The sequence below is a fragment of the Variovorax sp. dw_308 genome (assembly GCF_019207085.1).
Lineage (GTDB): Bacteria > Pseudomonadota > Gammaproteobacteria > Burkholderiales > Burkholderiaceae_C > Variovorax.
The window spans coordinates 153,284-172,570 of the sequence record NZ_JAATOM010000010.1 but is presented as its reverse complement, the minus strand read 5'-3'; the positions used below and the strand labels follow the sequence as shown (position 1 = coordinate 172,570).

Here is a 19,287-nt window from a genome sequence, read left to right as displayed (position 1 = left end):
AACTCGCCTTCGGCTCAGACAATCGCCAGCCCTGATCCGCGAAACGCTGCGCTGCTCGGCGGCGCAGAAGGGTCGGCCAGCCCGTACCGCGTACCAGGCTTGGGGGGTGCGGACGCCCGCGCCCCTATTGGGAGGGGGGGTGCTCTCACCCCGGCCCTCTCCCAGAGGGAGAGGGAGGAAGACCAACAGCCTGCCCATGGCGACGAACTGCGTTAGCAAGACCACCGGCGTGCCCACGGCGGCGGGTGGTGTGCGGTGCGGGTTGGGCGATCCCTTCTGCGGTGCTGAGGAGCGCAGCGTTTGGCGGATCAGGGCCACATGCTGTTTGAGCGAAGCGAGTTCATGTGGACCCCGCCAAACGGGAGCACCGCAAGGGACCCGCGAAGCGGGCGCCGCAGTAGGGTCGGCTGGCCCGTACCGCATGCCGCCCGCCGACGCGCCCCGAACCGTAACGCAACCGCAGCGGCCGCGGCCGCGGCAGCCAGACCGCTAGAACAACACCCGACTCCGAATCGTCCCCGGCACCTGCGCCAGCTTCTCCAACGCCAGGTCCGACGACTCCGCGTCGATGTCGATCACCACGTACCCCACCTTCTCGTTCGTCTGCAGGTACTGCGACGAGATATTGATCTGGTTGTCCGCGAACACCTGGTTGATCGCCGACAGCACGCCCGGCACGTTGGCATGGATGTGCAGCAGGCGATGCTTGCCCGGATGCGCCGGCAGCGCCACTTCGGGAAAGTTGACGGACGACGTCGAGGTGCCGTTGTCGCTGTACTTCACCAGCTTCTCGGCCACCTCCAGCCCGATGTTGGCCTGCGCCTCCATCGTCGAGCCGCCGACGTGCGGCGTCAGGATCACGTTGTCCAGCCCGCGCAACGGCGACTGGAACTCCTCGTTGTTGCTGCCAGGCTCGACCGGGAACACATCGATCGCGGCGCCACGCAGCTTCTTTGCCTTGATCGCCTCGGCCAGCGCCTCGATCACCACGACCGAGCCGCGCGCCGCGTTGATCAGCACGCTGGCCGGCTTCATCGCTGCAATCTCGGCCGCGCCGATCATCCATTTCGTCGAGGCAAGCTCCGGAACATGCAGCGTCACCACGTCGCTCTGGCCCAGCAACTCATGCAGGTCGGCGACCTGGCGCGCATTGCCCAGGGGAAGCTTGCTCACGACGTCGTAGAACGCCACCTGCATGCCCAGCGACTCGGCCAACACCGACAGCTGCGTGCCGATCGATCCATAGCCCACGATGCCCAGCGTCTTGCCGCGGATCTCGTTGGAATTCGCAGCCGACTTGAGCCAGCCGCCGCGATGCGAGATCGCGTTCTTCTCGGGAATGCCGCGCATCAGCAGGATCGCCTCGGCCAGCACCAGTTCGGCCACCGAGCGGGTATTGGAATACGGCGCGTTGAACACCGCCACGCCGCGCTCCCGCGCCGCGTTCAGGTCCACCTGGTTGGTGCCGATGCAGAAGCACCCCACCGCCACCAGCTTCGATGCGCTCGCCAGCACATCGGCGGTGAGCTGGCTTTGCGATCGGATGCCCAGGAAGTGCACGTCCGCAAGCTTCGCCTTCAGCTCTTCGCCCTGCAGTGCCTTGGGCAGGGTCTCGATCTGCGAATACCCCGCGCCGCGAATCACATCGAGCGCCGACGGGTGCACGCCTTCGAGCAACAGGAACTTGATCTTGCTTTTGTCGAGGGAGGTCTTGGTCATCCCCAAAGGCTAGCATGGTGCGCCGCAACATACGCACTGTGCGGCCATGCCCGCCGCAGACCGCCAACGCAGAGGATGCGCGGTCCACGGCAGACTTCATCGGAGTCTTCCGAAGGGTTTCCCCGCTTGGACCGGCCGCGTTGCCTATGCGACAAACGCGCCTCGGCACTGTCATGCAGTTGCCCTAACATCCGCGCCTTTCCCAATCCCGCCTCAGGAGTTTTTCATGCGATTCAAGACGCTCGCCTTCGTCTCGGTGCTGGCCGCCACGGTGGCTGGCACGGCACAGGCCCAGGCCCCGACCGAGATCCAGTGGTGGCACTCGATGGTGGCCGTCAACAACGAGTGGGTGAACGACCTGGCCAAGCAGTTCAACGAGAGCCAGAAGGAATACAAGATCGTCCCGACTTACAAGGGCAGCTACGACGAGTCCATGACCGCCGCGGTCGCCGCCTTCCGCGCCGGCAACGCACCCGACATCCTGCAGGTGTTCGAGGTCGGCACGGCCACCATGATGGCCAGCAAGGGCGCGATTGTGCCGGTCGGCCAGGTCATGAAGGACGCGGGCGAGAAGTTCGACCCCAACGCCTACATCTCCGCCGTCGCCGGTTACTACACCGCGCCCAACGGCCAGATGCTGAGCTTCCCGTTCAACAGCTCGACCACCATCTTCTACTTCAACAAGGACGCCTTCAAGGCCGCCGGCCTGCCGACCGACAAGGCGCCGACAACCTGGCCCGAGGTGGTCAACGCTGCCGCCAAGCTGAAGGCTGCTGGCCACAAGTGCCCGTTCACGACCGCGTGGCAGGGCTGGACCCAGCTGGAGAGCTTCTCGGCCTGGCACAACGTGGAGTACGCCACCAGGAACAACGGCCTGTCCGGCCTCGACGCGCGCCTGAAGGTCAACTCGCCGCTGCACCTGCGCCACATCGAGAACCTGGCCAACATGGCCAAGCAGGGCCTGTTCATCTACAAGGGCCGCGGCAACGTGCCTGAGGCGTCGTTCGTGTCGGGCGAGTGCGCCATGATCAACACCTCCTCCGGCTTTTACGGCAACGTGGCCAAGAACGCCAAGTTCGCCTACGGCCTGGCGCCCCTGCCCTACTACCAGGACGTGCCCGGCGCGCCGCAGAACACCGTCATCGGCGGCGCCAGCCTCTGGGTGATGTCGGGCAAGAAGCCGGCCGAATACAAGGGCGTGGCCAAGTTCTTCAGCTTCATCTCGACGCCCGAGGTTCAGTCCGCCAGCCACAAGCGCACCGGCTACCTGCCGATCACCACTGCCGCCTACCAGCTCACCGAGAAATCCGGCTTCTACAAGGAGAACCCGGGCACCGACGTGGCCGTGACGCAGATGATCCGCAAGGTGACCGACAAGAGCCGCGGCATCCGCTTGGGCAACTACGTGCAGATCCGCGCGATCGAGGACGAGGAGCTCGAACAGGTCTGGAACGGCAAGAAGAGCGCGAAGGAAGCGCTGGATGAAATCGTGAAGCGCGCCGACGAGCAGCTGGAACGCTTCCAGAAGGCCAACAAGGGCTGACGCGCCGGTAGACTCGCCCGGCCCGCCGACATCAGCCGGCGGGCCTTTTTTCTTCCGAGGCCCCATGGAAAAACGCGTCACTTTCCGATCGAGCTGGCTGCCCTGGGCACTGCTCGTGCCGCAGATGGCGGTCATCATCGTGTTCTTCTTCTGGCCGGCCGGGCAGGCGATCCTGCAGTCGATGCAGCAGCAGGATGCCTTCGGCACATCGGTCGACTTCGTGGGCCTGGACAACTTCAGGCAGTTGTTCGAGGACCCCGCCTACATCGCCTCATTCAAGACCACGGCGATCTTCTCCGCGCTGGTGGCCGGCATCGGCATCGGCATCTCGCTGCTGCTCGCGGTGTTCGCCGACCGCATCCTGCACGGCGGCATGTTCTACAAGACCATGCTGATCCTGCCCTATGCCGTGGCGCCGGCGGTGGCCGCGGTGCTTTGGGTGTTCATGTTCTCGCCATCGCTGGGCGTGGTGGCCTATGCGCTCGGCAAGCTCGGCTTCGAGTGGAACCACCTGCTCAACTCGCGCCACGCCATGACGCTGATCGTCATGGCCGCCATCTGGAAGCAGATTTCCTACAACTTCCTGTTCTTCCTGGCCGGCCTGCAGTCGATCCCCAAGTCGCTGATCGAGGCCGCCGCCATCGACGGCGCGCGCCCCTGGCGGCGCTTCTGGACGGTGCAGTTCCCACTGCTCTCGCCCACCACCTTCTTTCTGCTGGTGATGAACGTGGTGTACGCCTTCTTCGACACCTTCGCCATCGTGCACGCGGCCACCAACGGCGGGCCGGGGCAGGACACCTCCATCCTCGTCTACAAGGTCTACCACGATGGCTTCCAGGCCATGGACCTGGGCGGCTCGGCGGCGCAGTCGGTGGTGCTGATGGTGATCGTCATCCTGCTCACGATCGTGCAGTTCCGCTACGTCGAGAAGAAAGTCCAGTACTGATGAACCCACCCCCGAATGCGCCTGCGGCGCTCCCCCTCAAGGGGGCGCACCCAGCGGCCCGGCAAAGCCGGTTCCGCGGGTGCCCACGAACGGGCCTTACTCGGCTTGGCTCTACGCTTCGCGGATTGCGCGACATGTCAAACCGTCCGGAGACCCTTCATGGTTGAAAGACGCGCATCCCACGGCATCCTGGCCCACGTGGTGATGGTGCTCGGCGTGTTCATCGTCGCCTTCCCGATCTACCTGGCCTTCGTGGCGTCGACGCACACGGCGCAGGACATCGTGCAGGCGCCGATGCCGCTCCTGCCCGGCCACAACATGCTGGAGAGCTACAAGTCGGCGCTGTTCGGGCGTGCGACGAGTTCGGGCTCGAATGCGCCGGTGGCCCACATGCTGTGGGTCAGCCTGGTGACGGCGCTGGTCATATCGATCGGCAAGATCACCATCTCGCTGCTGTCGGCCTTTGCGATCGTCTACTTCAAGTTCCCGTTCCGCAAGACCTGCTTCTGGATGATCTTCGTCACGCTGATGCTGCCGGTGGAAGTGCGCATCCTGCCGACCTACAAGGTGCTGTCGGACCTGCACATGCTCAACACCTACGCAGGCCTCACGATCCCGTTGATCGCCTCGGCCACGGCCACCTTCCTGTTCCGCCAGTTCTTCATGACCGTGCCCGACGAGCTGACGGAAGCCTCGCGCGTGGACGGCGCCAGCCCGATGCGCTTCTTCTTCGACGTGCTGCTGCCGCTGTCGAAGACGTCGATCGCGGCCCTGTTCGTGATCCAGTTCATCTACGGCTGGAACCAGTACCTCTGGCCGCTGCTCGCGACCACCGGCGAGGACATGTACCCGATCGTGGTCGGCATCAAGCGCCTGATCGCGGGCGGCGATTCGCAGAACGAATGGAACGTCGTCATGGCCACCGCCATCCTCGCGATGCTGCCGCCGGCGCTGGTCGTCGTCCTCATGCAGAAATGGTTCGTCAAGGGCCTCGTCGATACCGAGAAATAACAATGGCATCCCTCTCCCTTCGTAACGTCATCAAGCGCTATGGCCACGGGCCGAAGGCCAACCAGGTGATCCACGGCGTGAGCGCCGAGATCGCCGACCACGAGTTCATCGTCATCGTCGGGCCTTCGGGCTGCGGCAAGTCCACGCTGCTGCGCATGGTGGCGGGGCTGGAGGACATCTCCAGCGGCGAGATCCGCATCGGCGACCGCGTGGTGAACACGCTGGAACCTTCGGAGCGCGACATCGCGATGGTGTTCCAGAACTATGCGCTCTACCCGCACATGAGCGTGTTCGACAACATGGCCTACGGGCTGAAGATCGCCAAGGTGCCGGTGGCGGAGATCAAGACGCGCGTGGACAAGGCCGCGAAGATCCTCGAACTCGGCCAGCTGCTCAAGCGCAAGCCGCGCGAACTCTCCGGCGGCCAGCGCCAGCGCGTCGCCATGGGCCGCGCGATCGTGCGGCAGCCGAAGGTGTTCCTGTTCGACGAGCCGCTGTCCAACCTCGACGCCAAGCTGCGCGCGCAAACGCGCATCGAGATCCAGAAGCTGCACCACGACCTGGGCATCACCTCCCTGTTCGTCACGCACGACCAGGTCGAGGCGATGACGCTGGCGCAACGCATCATCGTGATGAACGGCGGCGTGATGGACCAGTTCGCCGCGCCGGAGGAGGTCTACAACCGGCCGGCCACGACCTTTGTCGCCAGCTTCATCGGTTCGCCGCCGATGAACCTGCTGCATCACGCGCCCGGCGTGCGGCCCGGCCAGATCCTCGGCATCCGCCCGGAGCACCTGTCGCTCGACGAAAGCGGCTGGACGGTGCAGGTGGAATCGGTGGAGTTGCTCGGCGCCGAGCGCCTGGTCTACGGCCGCATCGGCGAGGAGCAGATCATCATGCGCACCGACGAAGCCGACCATCCGCCGGTCGCCGGCGACACCGTGAAGATCGCGGCGCGCAAGGACAAGCTGCACTGGTTCGATGCCGGCTCGGGCAAGCGCGCGTCATGAGCGCAGCGCCGGGCCGCCCCAAGCAAGCTCATCCCCTCGGGGGGCAGCGAGGACACGTCGTGCCGAGCTTGGGGGCCTGTTGACCATGACCCACTGGCCCTACCCCCGCTGGATCGCGCACCGCGGCGCCGGCAAGTTGGCGCCCGAGAACACGCTGGCCGCATTCCGCGTCGGCGCCTCGCATGGCTACCGCATGTTCGAATGCGACGTGAAACTGAGCGCCGACGACGTGCCCTTCCTCATGCATGACGCAACCCTGCAGCGCACCACCAGCGGCCACGGCATCGGCGGCGACAAGGCGTGGGCGGAGCTGTCCATGCTCGATGCCGGCGGCTGGCACTCGCGCGGGTTCGCAGGCGAGCCGCTCGCCACCTTCGAGAGCATCGCGCGCTACTGCCTGCACAACCGCTACATGCTCAACATCGAGATCAAGCCGACGCCCGGCGCCGCCGAGCGCACCGGCAAGGCCGTGGCGCGGCGCGCGGCCGAACTCTGGCAGCAAGCGGACGTGCCGCCGCTGCTCACCTCCTTCGAGCCCGACGCGCTGGCGGCCGCACGCGACGCGGCGCCGGACCTGCCGCGCGGCCTGCTGCTCGACACCCCGCATCCCGATTGGCTCGCCACCGCGCAGCGGCTCGGCTGCGTCGCCATCGTCTGCAACCATGCCTTGTGGGATCCCGACACCGTGGCCGGCGCGCAGGCCGCCGGCATGCGCACGCTGAGCTACACCGTCAACGACGAGTGGGCGGCACAGCGGCTGCTCGCGCTCGGCACCGACGGCATCATCACCGACCGCGTCGACCTGTTCAGCCCGCTGGCGTAGCACTCCTACGGCTGGGCCGGGACGCGCCTCCTATGATGTGGCGATGACCCTGATTTCACGCTGCTGCGCCGCGCTGCTCGCCCTGCTGCTGATGGGGCCGGCATTGGCACAGGCGCCCGCCGCCAACGCGCAAGCTGCCGCAGAGGCGACGCAAGAGGCACCCGACGTCAACATCGCCGACTTGCGCGCCCGCTTCTCGAAGCTGCCCGCCAGCGCCGACAACAACGACGACCTGCGCGCGCTGCTGGCGCAGATCAATGCGATCGCGGCGCAGGTCGACGCCTTCATCAACTCACGCACCGCGCCGCTGGCCGACCTCAACGCGCGGCTCGGCGAACTCGGCGCGGCGCCCACTGCACCCGGCACCGAAGACCCAAACATCACGCGCCAGCGCGCCGCGCTCACCAAGCAGCGCAATGCGCTGGATTCCGACATACGCTTGGCCAAGCTGCTTGCCATCGATGCACGGCAGCGCGGCACCGACCTGGTGAACCAGCGACGCAAACTGTTCGAAGCACAGCTCACCGAGCGCGCATCGTCGCCACTGGGCGGCGCCTTCTGGCTCGACATCCGCGACGCATGGCCCGACGACATCGCGCGGCTGCGCGCGCTGTGGGATGAGATGCGCCGCGGTGCGGCCGTCGCGAGCGAGCCGCAGCATCGCACCGAGGTGCTGCTCACCTTCGTGGCGGCGCTGCTGGTCGCCGTGCTCGGCAACCTGCTGGCCGAGAGCGCTCTGTTGCGGCTGGCAAAGCGACTGCTGCCGCCCGGCCGGCTGCGCCGCTCGCTGCTGGTCATCGCCTTCGTCGGCGCCAACGTGCTGCTGGTCGGTGCTTCCGCACAGTGGCTGGCGTCGGTGCTCGACGACAACGGCGCGCTCGGCGAGCAGACGCGCAAGGTGGCGCAGGCCGTGGTCGCGGCGAGCATCTTCATCTCCTTCGTGGTCGGCCTCGGGCGCGCGCTGCTGTCGGTCAAGCGGCCCTCGTGGCGACTGCCGCCGATGTCGGACGACATGGCGCGGCGGCTTGCGCCCTACCCCTGGCTCATCGGGGTCATCGGCGCCATGGTGTGGGCGCCGGCCCAGGTCAACGCCGTGATCGATGCGAGCTTTGCCGCCGTGCTGGCGACGCACGTGATCACCGCGCTTGCGCTCACGGCGCTGATTGCCGCGATCGTGCTGCGACTGGGGCCGGACGCCGTACCGCCGCCGGCCCCGCCCGGCGCAACCACAGCCGATGCGCCGGTGCCCGTCGACCGGCCGATCTGGGTCGGCGTGCTGCTGAGCGCGGTGATGGTCGTGATCGTCGTCATCTGGGTGCTGGTGGCCATCGGCTTTGTCGCGCTCGCCAGCTTCCTGGCCGGCCAGCTGACCTGGGGCGGCATCGTCGCGGCTGCGTCGTACGTGATGTTCAAGTTCTCGGACGACCTCTTCACCGCGGTCGTCTCGTCGAAGAGCAGGTTCGGCATGCGATTGCAGAAGAGCTTCGGCTTCGCGCCGCAGACGCTCGACCAGGCCGCCGTACTGCTCTCCGGCGCCAGCCGCGTGGCGGTCTTCTTCTACATGCTGATCGCCTTGATGGCGCCCTTGGGCAGCGGACCCGGCGAGGTGTTCCAGCGCAGCGGGCAGTTCGGTTCCGGCTTCAAGATCGGTGAATTCGTCCTGGTGCCCGGCGCCATCTTCAGCGCGCTCGGCGTGGCCGTGGCCGGCTTCATCGCGGTGCGCGTGCTCAAGCGCTGGCTCTCGCAACGCTACCTGCCGAGCACCACGCTCGAGCCCGGCATGCAAAGCTCGATATCGACGCTGCTCGGCTACGTCGGCAGCGTGACGGTGGTGGCGTTCGCGCTGTCGGCGCTGGGCATCGGCATCAACCGCATCGCCTGGGTGGCGAGTGCGCTGTCGGTGGGCATCGGCTTCGGCCTGCAGGCGATCGTGCAGAACTTCATTTCGGGGCTGATCCTGCTGGCCGAGCGGCCGGTCAAGGTCGGCGACTGGGTGGTGCTGGGCACATCGGAGGGCGATGTGCGGCGCATCAACGTGCGTGCTACCGAGATCCAATTGGGTGACCGCTCGACGCTGATCGTGCCCAACTCGGAGTTCATCACCAAGATCGTGCGCAACATGACCTTGGCCAATGCCGAGGGCCGCGTGCTGATTCGCCTGCCCATGCCACTGTCGACCGATGCGAAGAAGGTCCGCGCCCTGATGCTGGCCGCGTGCAACACGCATTCCGAGGTGCTGCCGACGCCGGCGCCCTCGGTCACGCTGGAAGGCGTCGAAGGCGGCGCGCTGATCTTCCAGGCGATCGCGTTCGTGGCCAGCCCGCGCCTGGCCGGTGGCGTGCGCAGCGACCTGTTGTTCGAGATCCTCGACGCCTTGCGCACGGCCGACCTTCCGCTCTCCGTGCCCACCATGGTGGTCGCCTCCGGCGCCGCGACGCCGATGGCCACGCCCGCCGAAGGCCCGCCGCCGCCCGCGTCGGCCTGAACCTCAGCGCCGCCAGCCTTGCGCCAGCAACCACTGGCCGGTGCCGCAAACGACCACCAGCGCGGCATAGGTCGCGATCATGCCGTCGTGCCCGAACCAGGCGAGCCCACCCGCCAGCACGGCAACACCCGCTATGAGATTGATAGCAAACTGTACCCATCGGGCGGGCGCTTGCGGCCGGGTTGGCATCAGGAAGCCGGCCAGCAGCGCCAGCACGGCTGTGACGAAGAACGCCGGCGCGACAAAGTTCAGGAGGTGGTTCAGCAGGTCGAGCGCGGACATCGGAAGGGTCGGAAAGAGATTTCTACGCCGCACGATTGGGGGGCATGGCGGATGCAGCGCCCCGGGGGTCGCGCCAAAATTTTATAATCGAGGGATGTCTGTCTGGGCCCTTGGGTTGAACCACACGACCGCGCCACTCGACCTGCGCGGTCGTTTCGCGTTCGCCCTCGACCAGATCGCCCCCACCCTGCACAGCCTGCGCAGCTCCTTCGGCAGCCACCGGCATCCCCAGGTCGAAGCGGCCATCATCTCCACCTGCAACCGCACCGAGATCTATTGCGCCTCCGAGCACATGGCGCTGGACCACACGGTCGGCTGGCTGGCCGAAAGCGGCGGCGTCGCCCCCGCACTGCTGCGTTCGCATGCCTATGCGCTGCACGACGACGAGGCCGCGCGCCATGCCTTCCGCGTGGCCAGCGGCCTGGATTCGATGGTGATCGGCGAGGCGCAAATCCTCGGCCAGATGAAGGACGCCGTGCGCGCCGCCGAAACCGCCGGCGCCCTGGGCACCACCCTCAACCAGTTGTTCCAGCGCTCCTTCGCCGTGGCCAAGGAAGTGCGCACCGCGACCGAGATCGGCGCCCATTCCATCAGCATGGCGGCGGCGTCGGTCCGGCTCGCCTCCCAGTTGTTCGAGGACCTCGCCAAGACCCGCGTTCTTTTCGTCGGCGCCGGCGAAATGATCGACCTGGCCGCCACGCACTTCGCGGCGCGCCGGCCTCAATCCATCGTGGTTGCCAACCGCACCCTGGAACGCGGCGAAAAGCTCGCGACCCGCTTCGGCGGCGAAGCGATGCGACTGGCCGAACTGCCGGGCCGCCTGGCGGAATTCGACATCGTCGTCAGTTGCACGGCGAGCACGCTGCCCTTGATCGGGCTCGGCGCCGTCGAGCGTGCGCTCAAGCAACGCAAGCACCGGCCGATGTTCATGGTCGACCTGGCCGTGCCGCGCGACATCGAGCCCGAAGTCCAGAAGCTCGAAGACGTCTACCTCTACACCGTGGACGACCTCGCGCAGGTCGTGCAGCAAGGCCAGGCCAGCCGGCAGGCCGCCGTCGCCCAGGCCGAAGTCATCATCGACGCGGGCGTGCAGAGCTTCATGCACTGGCTTGCCCAGCGCGGCACGGTGCCGCTGATCCAGCAGCTCAATGCCCAGGCCGACGAATGGCGCACGCTCGAATTGACGCGCGCCCGCAAGCTGCTGGCCAAGGGCGAGGACATCGAGACGGTCCTGGAAGCCTTGTCGCGCGGTCTCACGCAGAAGATGCTCCACGGCGCCATGGCCGAGCTGCATGCCGGCGACAACGCCGCGCGCGAGCAGACGGCGCAGACCCTGTCGCGCCTGTTCCTGCGCAAAGAGCGTTAGCGACGCTCTCACGCCCCGCGCGTCCGCTGTCGAATGCGGACAGCCGAACGCAGAAGGCGCAAAGATCCGCGGAGGTCGCAAAAGGACCTCCAAAATTTCTTTGCATCCTTTTGCGACTCTGCGAAACCTTTGCGCCCTCTGCGTTCGGTTCCCGCTCCCGAATTTCCGAATCCCGACCCCGATGAAAACCTTCCTCCGCCAGCAACTCGACCGCTACGCCCGGCGCCTCGAAGAACTCGACTTCCTGCTCTCGCGCGAAGACATCATGGCCGACATGGCCCAGTACCGGGTCTTGTCGAAGGAACACGCCCAGGTCACGCAGATCGCCGGGCGCTACCTGCGCTTCAAGCAGCGCGAAACCGACCTGGCCGGCGCGCGCGAAATGCTGGACGACCCCGACATGGCCGAGATGGCGCAGGAGGAAATCGCCTCCGCCGAGGAAGAGCTGGTCAAGCTCGAAGACGAACTGCAACGCCTGCTGCTGCCCAAGGACCCTGACGATGCGCGCAACGCCTTCGTCGAAATCCGCGCCGGCACCGGCGGCGACGAATCGGCGCTGTTCGCCGGCGACCTGCTGCGCATGTACACGCGCTACTGCGAGCGCGCCGGCTGGCGCTGCGAGATCGTCAGCGATTCGCCCAGCGAACTCGGCGGCTTCAAGGAAGTCGTGATCCGAGTGATCGGCGACGACGTGTTCGGCAAGCTGCGCTTCGAATCGGGCGGCCACCGCGTGCAACGCGTGCCCGCCACCGAGACGCAAGGCCGCATCCACACCAGCGCCTGCACCGTCGCCGTGCTGGCCGAGCCCGACGAGGCGGTCGCCGTGCAGATCAACCCGGCCGACCTGCGCATCGACACCTACCGCGCCAGCGGCGCCGGCGGCCAGCACATCAACAAGACCGACTCAGCCGTGCGCATCACGCACATCCCGACCGGCATCGTGGCCGAGTGCCAGGACGACCGCTCGCAGCACCGCAACAAGGCCAAGGCGCTGCAGGTGCTCTCCGCACGCATCCAGGAAAAGGACCGCAGCGAACGCGCCGCCAGGGACGCGGCCGAGCGCAAGGGCCTGATCGGCACCGGCGACCGCTCCGACCGCATCCGCACCTACAACTTCCCGCAGGGCCGGCTCACCGATCACCGCATCAACCTCACGCTCTACAAGCTGCTGGCGATCATGGAGGGCGACCTCGGCGAAGTGCTGGCTGCGCTGCAGGCGGCGCGCGAGGCCGAGCAGTTGGCGGAGCTGGAATCCTCCGTCCTGCCCGCCTGATGTCGATGACGATGACGATGACGATCGTGCAAGCGCTGCGGGCGGCGGCAACGCTCGGCGTTGACCGGCTCGATGCGCAATTGCTCTTGCTGCATGCGCTGGACCGGCCAGTGCACGAGCGCGCGTGGCTGCTCTCGCATGACACCGACGAACTGCCGCCGGCGGCTTGGAATTCATTCGAAGCGCTCTGCACCCGCCGCGCCGCCGGCGAGCCTGCCGCCTACCTGCTCGGCGAAAAGGAGTTCCACGGCCTCGCACTGCAGGTCGATGGGCGCGTGCTGGTCCCTCGGCCGGACACGGAAACCCTGGTCGACTGGGCTCTCACACTCATGTCGGCCTCGGCCGCATCGCGCGTGCTGGACCTCGGCACGGGCAGCGGCGCGATCGCGCTGGCGCTCCAGCACGCCCGCCCCGCCTCGAAAGTCGATGCGGTCGACGCCAGCGCGGCCGCGCTGGAAGTCGCACGCGCCAATGCCAAGCGCCTTCGACTTCCGGTGCGATTCACCCAGGCCGACTGGCTGGCCGGCGCGGACGCCGGCTACGACCTCATCGTCTCCAACCCGCCCTACATCGCCGCTGACGACGCCCACCTCGCCGCCCTGCGCCACGAGCCCTTGAGCGCGCTCGCCTCCGGCCCGGATGGCCTCGACGACATCCGCCAGATCATCCGGCAAGCCCCCGCCCACCTTGCCGACGGCGGCTGGCTGCTGCTCGAACACGGCTTCGACCAGGCCCCTGCCGTCCGCGCCCTTCTCACCGAACGGGGTTTCGCCGACGCACAAAGCCGCGACGACCTTGCCGGCATCGCCCGCTGCTCCGGCGCGATCTGGCACACGGTGAAATAATCCGCCCCAACCCACCTACCCAAGGAGCCTGCCCATGAGCGACGCCCAGCAACGCATCGACGACCTCGTCAAGACCAACGACATCCTGCTCTTCATGAAGGGCAATGCCAGCTTCCCCATGTGCGGCTTCTCCGGCCGCGCCATCCAGATCCTCAAGGCCGTCGGCGTCGACACCCGATCGCTCAAGACGGTCAACGTGCTGGAAGACGACGGCATCCGCCAGGGCATCAAGGAATACAGCCAGTGGCCAACCATTCCTCAGCTCTATGTCAAGGGCGAGTTCATCGGCGGCTCGGACATCATGATGGAGATGTACGAGTCCGGCGAGTTGCAGCAGGTCATCAACGCCACCGCCTGATCGAGGCGGCAATGAGCGCCGCCCGCGCACGGGAGCTGAGCTGACATGAGCCACGATCACGCCGAACATTCGCACGGCGAAGACGGCGAACCCGCCTGGAAGCACGACGGCGTGCGCGTCATCCCCGGCAATCAGCTTGACGGCAACACCGCGCAAACGCCGGGCATGGACCGCAAGGCCGCCATCAACTTCGCACGCGTTGGCGCGCAGAAGCTCTGGGCCGGCACCGTCACCATCCATGCCAACGCCAAGACTGGCGCCCACCACCACGGCCACCTGGAGTCGGTGATCTACGTGGTGAGCGGCAAGGCCCGCATGCGCTGGGGCGAGCACCTGGAATTCACCGCGGAAGCCGGTCCCGGCGATTTCATCTACGTGCCGCCCTACGTGCCGCACCAGGAAATCAACGCCAGCGAGACAGAGGCCCTGCACTGCGTGCTGTGCCGCAGCGACGGCCAGGCCGTGGCCATCAACCTCGACATCGAGCCCGTCGAAAAGCCGGACACCGTGCTCTGGGTCGACCCCACGCACCCGCACGGCGGCGTGTAGGCGAGCGACGCGACTTGCGATTCCCTGTCGCAAAAACCCGAAAACGAGAAAACTTAGACAGACACCGGCTTCGGGCACGGCTTATGCTGCTGTATCGAAGTGTTCGAAACCGGAGGTGTCTCATGGATTCCCGCAGTCTCGTCCCCGCTTCCCCTGCCTTCCAGCTGCCGGTGGCCAACCTGCGCAGCGTGTTCCAGACGCACGACGTCGAGCGCAAGCTCGCCAAGCTGCCCGACCGGGACCACGAAAACCTCCGCACCACCTACGAACGCATGCTCGAGCGCGGTCCGGAGCGCTTCCAGGTCAAGCCCAGCGGCGTGCCCGAGATGGCCGCCCTCTACGCGCAATTGCCCAACTTCACCGAAGTCCTCGACGACGTGCGGCGGCACGTGGCGCTCGCGCAGGACAGCCGCGACGGCCTCGAAGTCACGCCAATGCTCCTGCTCGGCCCGCCCGGCATCGGCAAGACGCACTTCGCGAAGAAGCTGGCCGAATTGCTCGGCACCGGCATGTCCCTCGTGCCGATGAACTCGATGACCGCGGGCTGGCTGCTCTCGGGCTCATCCTCGCAATGGAAGGGCGCCAAGCCGGGCAAGGTGTTCGAGACGCTGGTCGACGGCCAGTACGCCAACCCGGTCATGGTGGTCGACGAGATCGACAAGGCTGGCGCCGACGCCCAATACGACCCGCTCGGCGCGCTCTACAACCTGCTGGAGCACGACACCGCCCACAACTTCATCGACGAGTTCGCAGAGATCCCCATCGACGCCAGCCAGGTCATCTGGATCACCACGGCCAATGACGAGCGCAACATTCCCGAGCCGATCCTCAACCGCATGAACGTGTTCGAGATCGAGGTGCCCACGCCCGAGGCCTCGCGCCAGATCGCGCGCAGCCTCTATGCATCGATCCGCGCCGAACACGACTGGGGCCGCCTGCTCAACCCGGAGCCCTCGGACGACGTCATCGACCAACTGGCCACGCTGGCGCCACGCGAGATGCGCCGCGCGCTGATGACCGGCTTCGGCAACGCGCGCCTCGCGCACCGCGACGAAGTGCGCGTCGACGACCTGCCACGCGCCAGCGCGAACAAGAGCCGCATGGGGTTCGTGCAATAGCTTGGTGGCTGGGCAGGCTGCCCGGGACAGGTCCTGCGCAGGACTTGTCCGGAGCCCCGTCCAGGTCGTGGCACCATCACGGTCTGTAGAGATCGTGCCATGTCCCTGACCCAAAGCCTCTTCCTCATTGCCCTCCTCATCGCGACGAGTGCTTTCTTCTCGCTTGCCGAGATCTCGCTCGCCGCGTCGCGCCGCCTGCGACTGCGCCAGATGGCTGACGAGGGCGATCCGCGCGCCGATCGTGTGCTGCGTGTGCAGGAGCAGCCCGGCCATTACTTCACCGTCGTGCAGATCGGCCTCAACGCGGTCGCGATCCTCGGTGGCGTGGTGGGCGAAGGCGCGTTCTCCCCCTGGTTCGTGCAAGTGTTCGAGCAATGGACGAGCCCGGAAGCGGCTGCGCGCTGGGCATTCGCCTGTTCCTTCGTCGTGGTGATCTCGCTGTTCCTGGTGTTCGCCGACCTGTTCCCCAAGCGCCTGGGCATGTCCGATCCGGAGCGCCTGGCCGTGCGCATGGTCGGGCCGATGAATGTGCTCATCACCACCTTCAAGCCGCTGGTGTGGCTGTTCACGCGCAGCACCGATGGCCTGTTCAAGCTGCTCGGCATGCCGCTGCAGCGCGACGAGAAGATCACCTCCGCAGACATCCTCGCCATGACCGAGGCCGGCGCCCGTGCCGGCGTGCTGGCCGTACGGGAGCAGCAGGTGATCGCCAACGTGTTCGAACTCGACACGCGCCTCGTCAGCAGCGTCATGACCTCGCGCGACCGCATCGCATGGTTCCAGAAGGACGACCCCGAGTCCGTGCTGCGCGCCCGCATCGTGGCCGAGCCCTTCTCCGCCTATCCGGTCTGCGATGGCGACATCGACCATGTGCTCGGCTATGTCGATGCCAAGGACATGTTCCAGCGCGTGCTGAGCGGCCAGCCGCTGGCGCTCGACCAGGGCGTGCCTCTGCACAAGGCGCTCGTGGTGCCCGACCGGCTCTCGCTCACCGAGGTGCTCGAGCAGTTTCAGCAGGCGCACGAGGACTTCGCGATCATCGTCAACGAATACAGCCTTGTCGTCGGAGTGATCACGCTCAACGACGTGATGAGCACGGTGATGGGCGACCTGGTCAGCGGCCTCGACGAGGAACCGCAGATCATCCGTCGCGACGACAATTCCTGGCTGATCGATGGCGTGACCCCGATCCAGGACGTGCTGCGCGCACTCGACATCGAGACCCTCCCCCATGCCGATGAATACGAGACGATGGCCGGCTTCCTCATGGTGATGCTGCGCCGCGTGCCACGGCGCACGGACCGCGTCGTCGCGGGCGGCCACACCTTCGAGGTGATGGACGTGGACAGCTACCGGATCGACCAGGTGATGGTCACGCGCGGCACCGGTTCAATCGGCTGACGGACGATCCACGAACTTCCAGTTGCGCTGGTTGGCGAACACGGCATCCGGATAGGGCGACTTGCCCCGGCTGCCGTTGTAGCGGCCCAGCGCCAGGAACAGGTCGCCGTTTTCCAGGCCCAGGTAGTGGCGCAGGATGACGCAGCCGAAGCGCAGGTTGGTCTGCATGCGGAACAACTGCGCCGCATCACCATCGCCGATCACACGCGTCCAGAACGGCATCACCTGCATCAGGCCGCGCGCCCCGGCGCTGGACACCGCGAATTTGCGGAAGTTGCTCTCCACCTGGATCAGACCCAGCACCAGGCTCACTTCCAGCGCCGAGCGACGGGTCTCGTACCAGACCGTCTGCAGGAACTCGATGCGCGCCTGAGGCTCCGGCAGCTTCTTCTTCAGGCGCTCGCTCATCTCGCCGAGCCATCGCAGGTAGGCCAGCCTCGACGCGGTGTCATTGAACTCCGGGATCGGCGGCGCGCTGCTGTGTATCGACGCCGTCAGCGCATTGCGCACCGCGTCGATCATCGGCTCCTCCAGTTGCGCCCCGGCCAATGCCATGCGCGGCAGCGCCATCGACAGCGCACCGGCTGCCGCGGCGCCCAGGCATGAACGCCGCGAAAGACTCACCTGTAGACCTCCGGCGATCCGGACACCGGACAACCTCCGCGCTGCGCGCTGCGGTGTGAGCGCCTTTGGAGCGGCCGGGCGGCGTTCATGCCGCGAGCTTGGCCCGGATGTGGGCCGCAGCCTCCGCCGCCGGCACCTTGGTCGCAGCCGTGTCGCGGCGATGCTGGTACTCGTACTGGCCTTCCTTGATGCCGCGGTCGGACACGACGATCCGGTGCGGCACGCCGATCAGCTCCCAGTCGGCAAACATCGCACCGGGGCGCTCGCCGCGATCATCCAGCAGCACGTCGACGCCTGCGCCGCGAAGCTCTTCGTACAGCGCTTCCGCGGCGGCCTTGACGTCCGCGCTGCGATCCATGCCGATGGGGCAGACGACCACGGTGAACGGCGCGATCGCGTCCGGCCAGATGATGCCGCGCTCGTCATGGTTCTGCTCGATCGCCGCTGCCGGCAGCCGCGTGATGCCGATGCCGTAGCAACCCATCTCCAGGAACTGCGGCTTGCCGCCTTCGTCGAGGAAGGTGGCGTTCATGTCCCGGCTGTACTTGGTGCCCAGCACGAACACATGGCCGACCTCGATGCCGCGCTCGATCGCCAGTTCGCCCTTGCCGTCGGGCGACGGGTCGCCCGCGACCACATTGCGCAGATCGGCGACCAGGTCCGGCTCGGGCAGATCGCGGCCCCAGTTCACGCCGGTCATGTGGAAGTCGACCTCGTTGGCGCCCGTGATCCAGTCGGCCATCACGGCCACTTCACGGTCGGCGATCAGCTTGACGGGCTTCTTCATGTTCAGCGGTCCGAGGTAGCCGGGCTTGCAGCCGAAATGCTCCTCGATTTCGCCGAGCGATGCAAAGCGGAAGCCCGCATCGAGGCCAGGGACCTTGCTGACCTTGATCTCGTTCATGTCATGGTCGCCGCGCAGCAGCAACAGCCAGACCTGTGCGCCGACGATGTTGCCCTTGGCGTCGAGCTTGTCGGTCGCGAGCACCAGCGACTTGACGGTGGTAGCCAGGGGCACGCCGAGCAGAACGGCGACGTCTTCGCAGGTGGCCTTGCCCGGCGTCGGCGTCTTCGCGAGCGCATTGGAAGCCGCGGGGCGCGGGCCGGCCGGCGCCATCGCCTCGGCCTTCTCCATGTTGGCCGCGTAGTCGCTGTCGGGGCAATAGACGATCGCATCCTCGCCGGTCGCGGCGATCACCTGGAACTCCTCGCTCATGTCCCCGCCGATGGCGCCGCTGTCGGCCGCTACCGCGCGATAGGTCAGGCCGAAGCGGTCGAAGATTCGGCGGTAGGCCTGCGCCATGTTCTGGTAGCTGACCTTGGCCGCCGTGAGGTCGCGGTCGAAGCTGTAGGCGTCCTTCATCGTGAACTCGCGGCCCCGCATCAGGCCGAAGCGCGGGCGGCGCTCATCACGGAACTTGGTCTGGATCTGGTAGAAGTTGCGCGGCAACTGCTTGTAGCTGCGGATCTCCTGGCGTGCGATGTCGGTCACCACCTCTTCGCTGGTCGGCTGCACCACGTAATCGCGGTCATGCCGGTCCTTGATGCGCAACAGCTCCGGCCCCATCTTGTCGAAGCGGCCGCTCTCCTGCCACAGCTCGGCGGGCTGCACCACGGGCATGGCCAGCTCGACGGCCCCGGCGCGGTCCATCTCCTCGCGCACGATCGCCTCGACCTTGCGGATCACGCGCAAGCCCATCGGCATATAGGTATAGATGCCCGCCCCAAGCTTCTTGATCATGCCGGCGCGCATCATGAGGCGATGGCTCGCCACTTCAGCGTCGGTCGGCGCTTCCTTGAGGGTAGAGACAAAGAAACGGGATGCTTTCATCTTGCGTGTCAGGAACTGGTAAGGAGTGATGAAGGGCCAGCAAGGCCTTCGAACCGGTCGCTTGCCGTGCGTAACACGGCGTGCATAATCGACTCAGTTCATA

Annotated in this window: 17 protein-coding genes; 13 read left to right on the top strand and 4 right to left on the bottom strand. The window is 66.7% G+C overall.

The genetic code is table 11. From position 1 onward, the window contains the following. Positions 1 to 489: 489 nt before the first annotated feature. The gene (gene serA / locus HCU76_RS20390; protein ID WP_218510477.1) at positions 490 to 1,719 is read right to left on the bottom strand and encodes a phosphoglycerate dehydrogenase; all 1,230 of its coding nucleotides are present in this window, start codon (positions 1,717 to 1,719) and stop codon (positions 490 to 492) included. A gap of 226 nt (positions 1,720 to 1,945) precedes the next feature. On the opposite strand from serA, the gene ugpB reads away from it, so the two are divergent. The 6 genes from ugpB (at position 1,946) to HCU76_RS20360 (ending at position 9,537) form a co-directional block, all read left to right on the top strand. After that, complete coding sequence (gene ugpB, locus HCU76_RS20385) at positions 1,946 to 3,262, top strand: sn-glycerol-3-phosphate ABC transporter substrate-binding protein UgpB (RefSeq protein WP_218510476.1); 1,317 nt, start codon at positions 1,946 to 1,948, stop codon at positions 3,260 to 3,262. Between the two features lie 64 nt (positions 3,263 to 3,326). Beyond that, positions 3,327 to 4,208 carry a sn-glycerol-3-phosphate ABC transporter permease UgpA gene (gene ugpA, locus HCU76_RS20380; protein ID WP_218510475.1) on the top strand — a complete coding sequence of 294 codons (882 nt, stop codon included), beginning with the start codon at positions 3,327 to 3,329 and terminating at the stop codon, positions 4,206 to 4,208. Between the two features lie 159 nt (positions 4,209 to 4,367). Next, positions 4,368 to 5,219, top strand: a complete 852-nt coding sequence (gene ugpE / locus HCU76_RS20375) for a sn-glycerol-3-phosphate ABC transporter permease UgpE (RefSeq protein WP_218510474.1) — start codon at positions 4,368 to 4,370, stop codon at positions 5,217 to 5,219. A 2-nt stretch (positions 5,220 to 5,221) separates the two neighbouring features. Next, complete coding sequence (gene ugpC / locus HCU76_RS20370) at positions 5,222 to 6,229, top strand: sn-glycerol-3-phosphate ABC transporter ATP-binding protein UgpC (RefSeq protein WP_218510473.1); 1,008 nt, start codon at positions 5,222 to 5,224, stop codon at positions 6,227 to 6,229. Between the two features lie 85 nt (positions 6,230 to 6,314). Then, positions 6,315 to 7,052 carry a glycerophosphodiester phosphodiesterase gene (gene ugpQ / locus HCU76_RS20365; protein WP_218510472.1) on the top strand — a complete coding sequence of 246 codons (738 nt, stop codon included), beginning with the start codon at positions 6,315 to 6,317 and terminating at the stop codon, positions 7,050 to 7,052. A gap of 43 nt (positions 7,053 to 7,095) precedes the next feature. Continuing rightward, positions 7,096 to 9,537 carry a DUF3772 domain-containing protein gene (locus HCU76_RS20360; protein WP_218510471.1) on the top strand — a complete coding sequence of 814 codons (2,442 nt, stop codon included), beginning with the start codon at positions 7,096 to 7,098 and terminating at the stop codon, positions 9,535 to 9,537. Positions 9,538 to 9,540: 3 nt separating this feature from the next. Here HCU76_RS20360 and HCU76_RS20355 read toward each other — a convergent pair whose 3' ends face one another. Further along, positions 9,541 to 9,819, bottom strand: a complete 279-nt coding sequence (locus HCU76_RS20355; RefSeq protein ID WP_218510470.1) for a hypothetical protein — start codon at positions 9,817 to 9,819, stop codon at positions 9,541 to 9,543. A 94-nt stretch (positions 9,820 to 9,913) separates the two neighbouring features. Here HCU76_RS20355 and hemA point away from each other — a divergent pair, with 94 nt between their 5' ends. From hemA to HCU76_RS20320, 7 genes are all read left to right on the top strand, one after another. Beyond that, positions 9,914 to 11,185 carry a glutamyl-tRNA reductase gene (gene hemA, locus HCU76_RS20350; RefSeq protein ID WP_218510469.1) on the top strand — a complete coding sequence of 424 codons (1,272 nt, stop codon included), beginning with the start codon at positions 9,914 to 9,916 and terminating at the stop codon, positions 11,183 to 11,185. A 181-nt stretch (positions 11,186 to 11,366) separates the two neighbouring features. Continuing rightward, a complete protein-coding gene (gene prfA, locus HCU76_RS20345) occupies positions 11,367 to 12,458 on the top strand; it encodes a peptide chain release factor 1 (protein WP_218510468.1) in 1,092 nt (363 codons plus the stop codon). Positions 12,459 to 12,463: 5 nt separating this feature from the next. Beyond that, positions 12,464 to 13,303, top strand: coding sequence for a peptide chain release factor N(5)-glutamine methyltransferase (prmC, locus tag HCU76_RS20340; RefSeq protein ID WP_256354307.1), 840 nt, complete (start codon positions 12,464 to 12,466; stop codon positions 13,301 to 13,303). A gap of 34 nt (positions 13,304 to 13,337) precedes the next feature. Beyond that, positions 13,338 to 13,661: a Grx4 family monothiol glutaredoxin gene (grxD, locus tag HCU76_RS20335; protein WP_218510466.1), complete on the top strand. Its 324-nt coding sequence runs from the start codon at positions 13,338 to 13,340 to the stop codon at positions 13,659 to 13,661. A 45-nt stretch (positions 13,662 to 13,706) separates the two neighbouring features. Beyond that, the gene (locus HCU76_RS20330) at positions 13,707 to 14,210 is read left to right on the top strand and encodes a cupin domain-containing protein (RefSeq protein WP_218510465.1); all 504 of its coding nucleotides are present in this window, start codon (positions 13,707 to 13,709) and stop codon (positions 14,208 to 14,210) included. Positions 14,211 to 14,332: 122 nt separating this feature from the next. Further along, the gene (locus tag HCU76_RS20325) at positions 14,333 to 15,328 is read left to right on the top strand and encodes an AAA family ATPase (protein ID WP_218510464.1); all 996 of its coding nucleotides are present in this window, start codon (positions 14,333 to 14,335) and stop codon (positions 15,326 to 15,328) included. A gap of 99 nt (positions 15,329 to 15,427) precedes the next feature. Next, the gene (locus HCU76_RS20320) at positions 15,428 to 16,729 is read left to right on the top strand and encodes a hemolysin family protein (protein WP_218510463.1); all 1,302 of its coding nucleotides are present in this window, start codon (positions 15,428 to 15,430) and stop codon (positions 16,727 to 16,729) included. Here HCU76_RS20320 and HCU76_RS20315 read toward each other — a convergent pair. Both HCU76_RS20315 and HCU76_RS20310 read right to left on the bottom strand, forming a co-directional pair. Beyond that, on the bottom strand, positions 16,718 to 17,299 hold the full coding sequence (locus tag HCU76_RS20315; RefSeq protein ID WP_218510505.1) for a lytic transglycosylase domain-containing protein: 582 nt from the start codon (positions 17,297 to 17,299) through the stop codon (positions 16,718 to 16,720). The two genes, HCU76_RS20320 and HCU76_RS20315, sit on opposite strands and share 12 nt — an antisense overlap. Positions 17,300 to 17,438: 139 nt before the next feature. Continuing rightward, positions 17,439 to 19,184 carry a proline--tRNA ligase gene (locus tag HCU76_RS20310; RefSeq protein ID WP_218510462.1) on the bottom strand — a complete coding sequence of 582 codons (1,746 nt, stop codon included), beginning with the start codon at positions 19,182 to 19,184 and terminating at the stop codon, positions 17,439 to 17,441. Between the last annotated feature and the right edge of the window lie 103 nt (positions 19,185 to 19,287).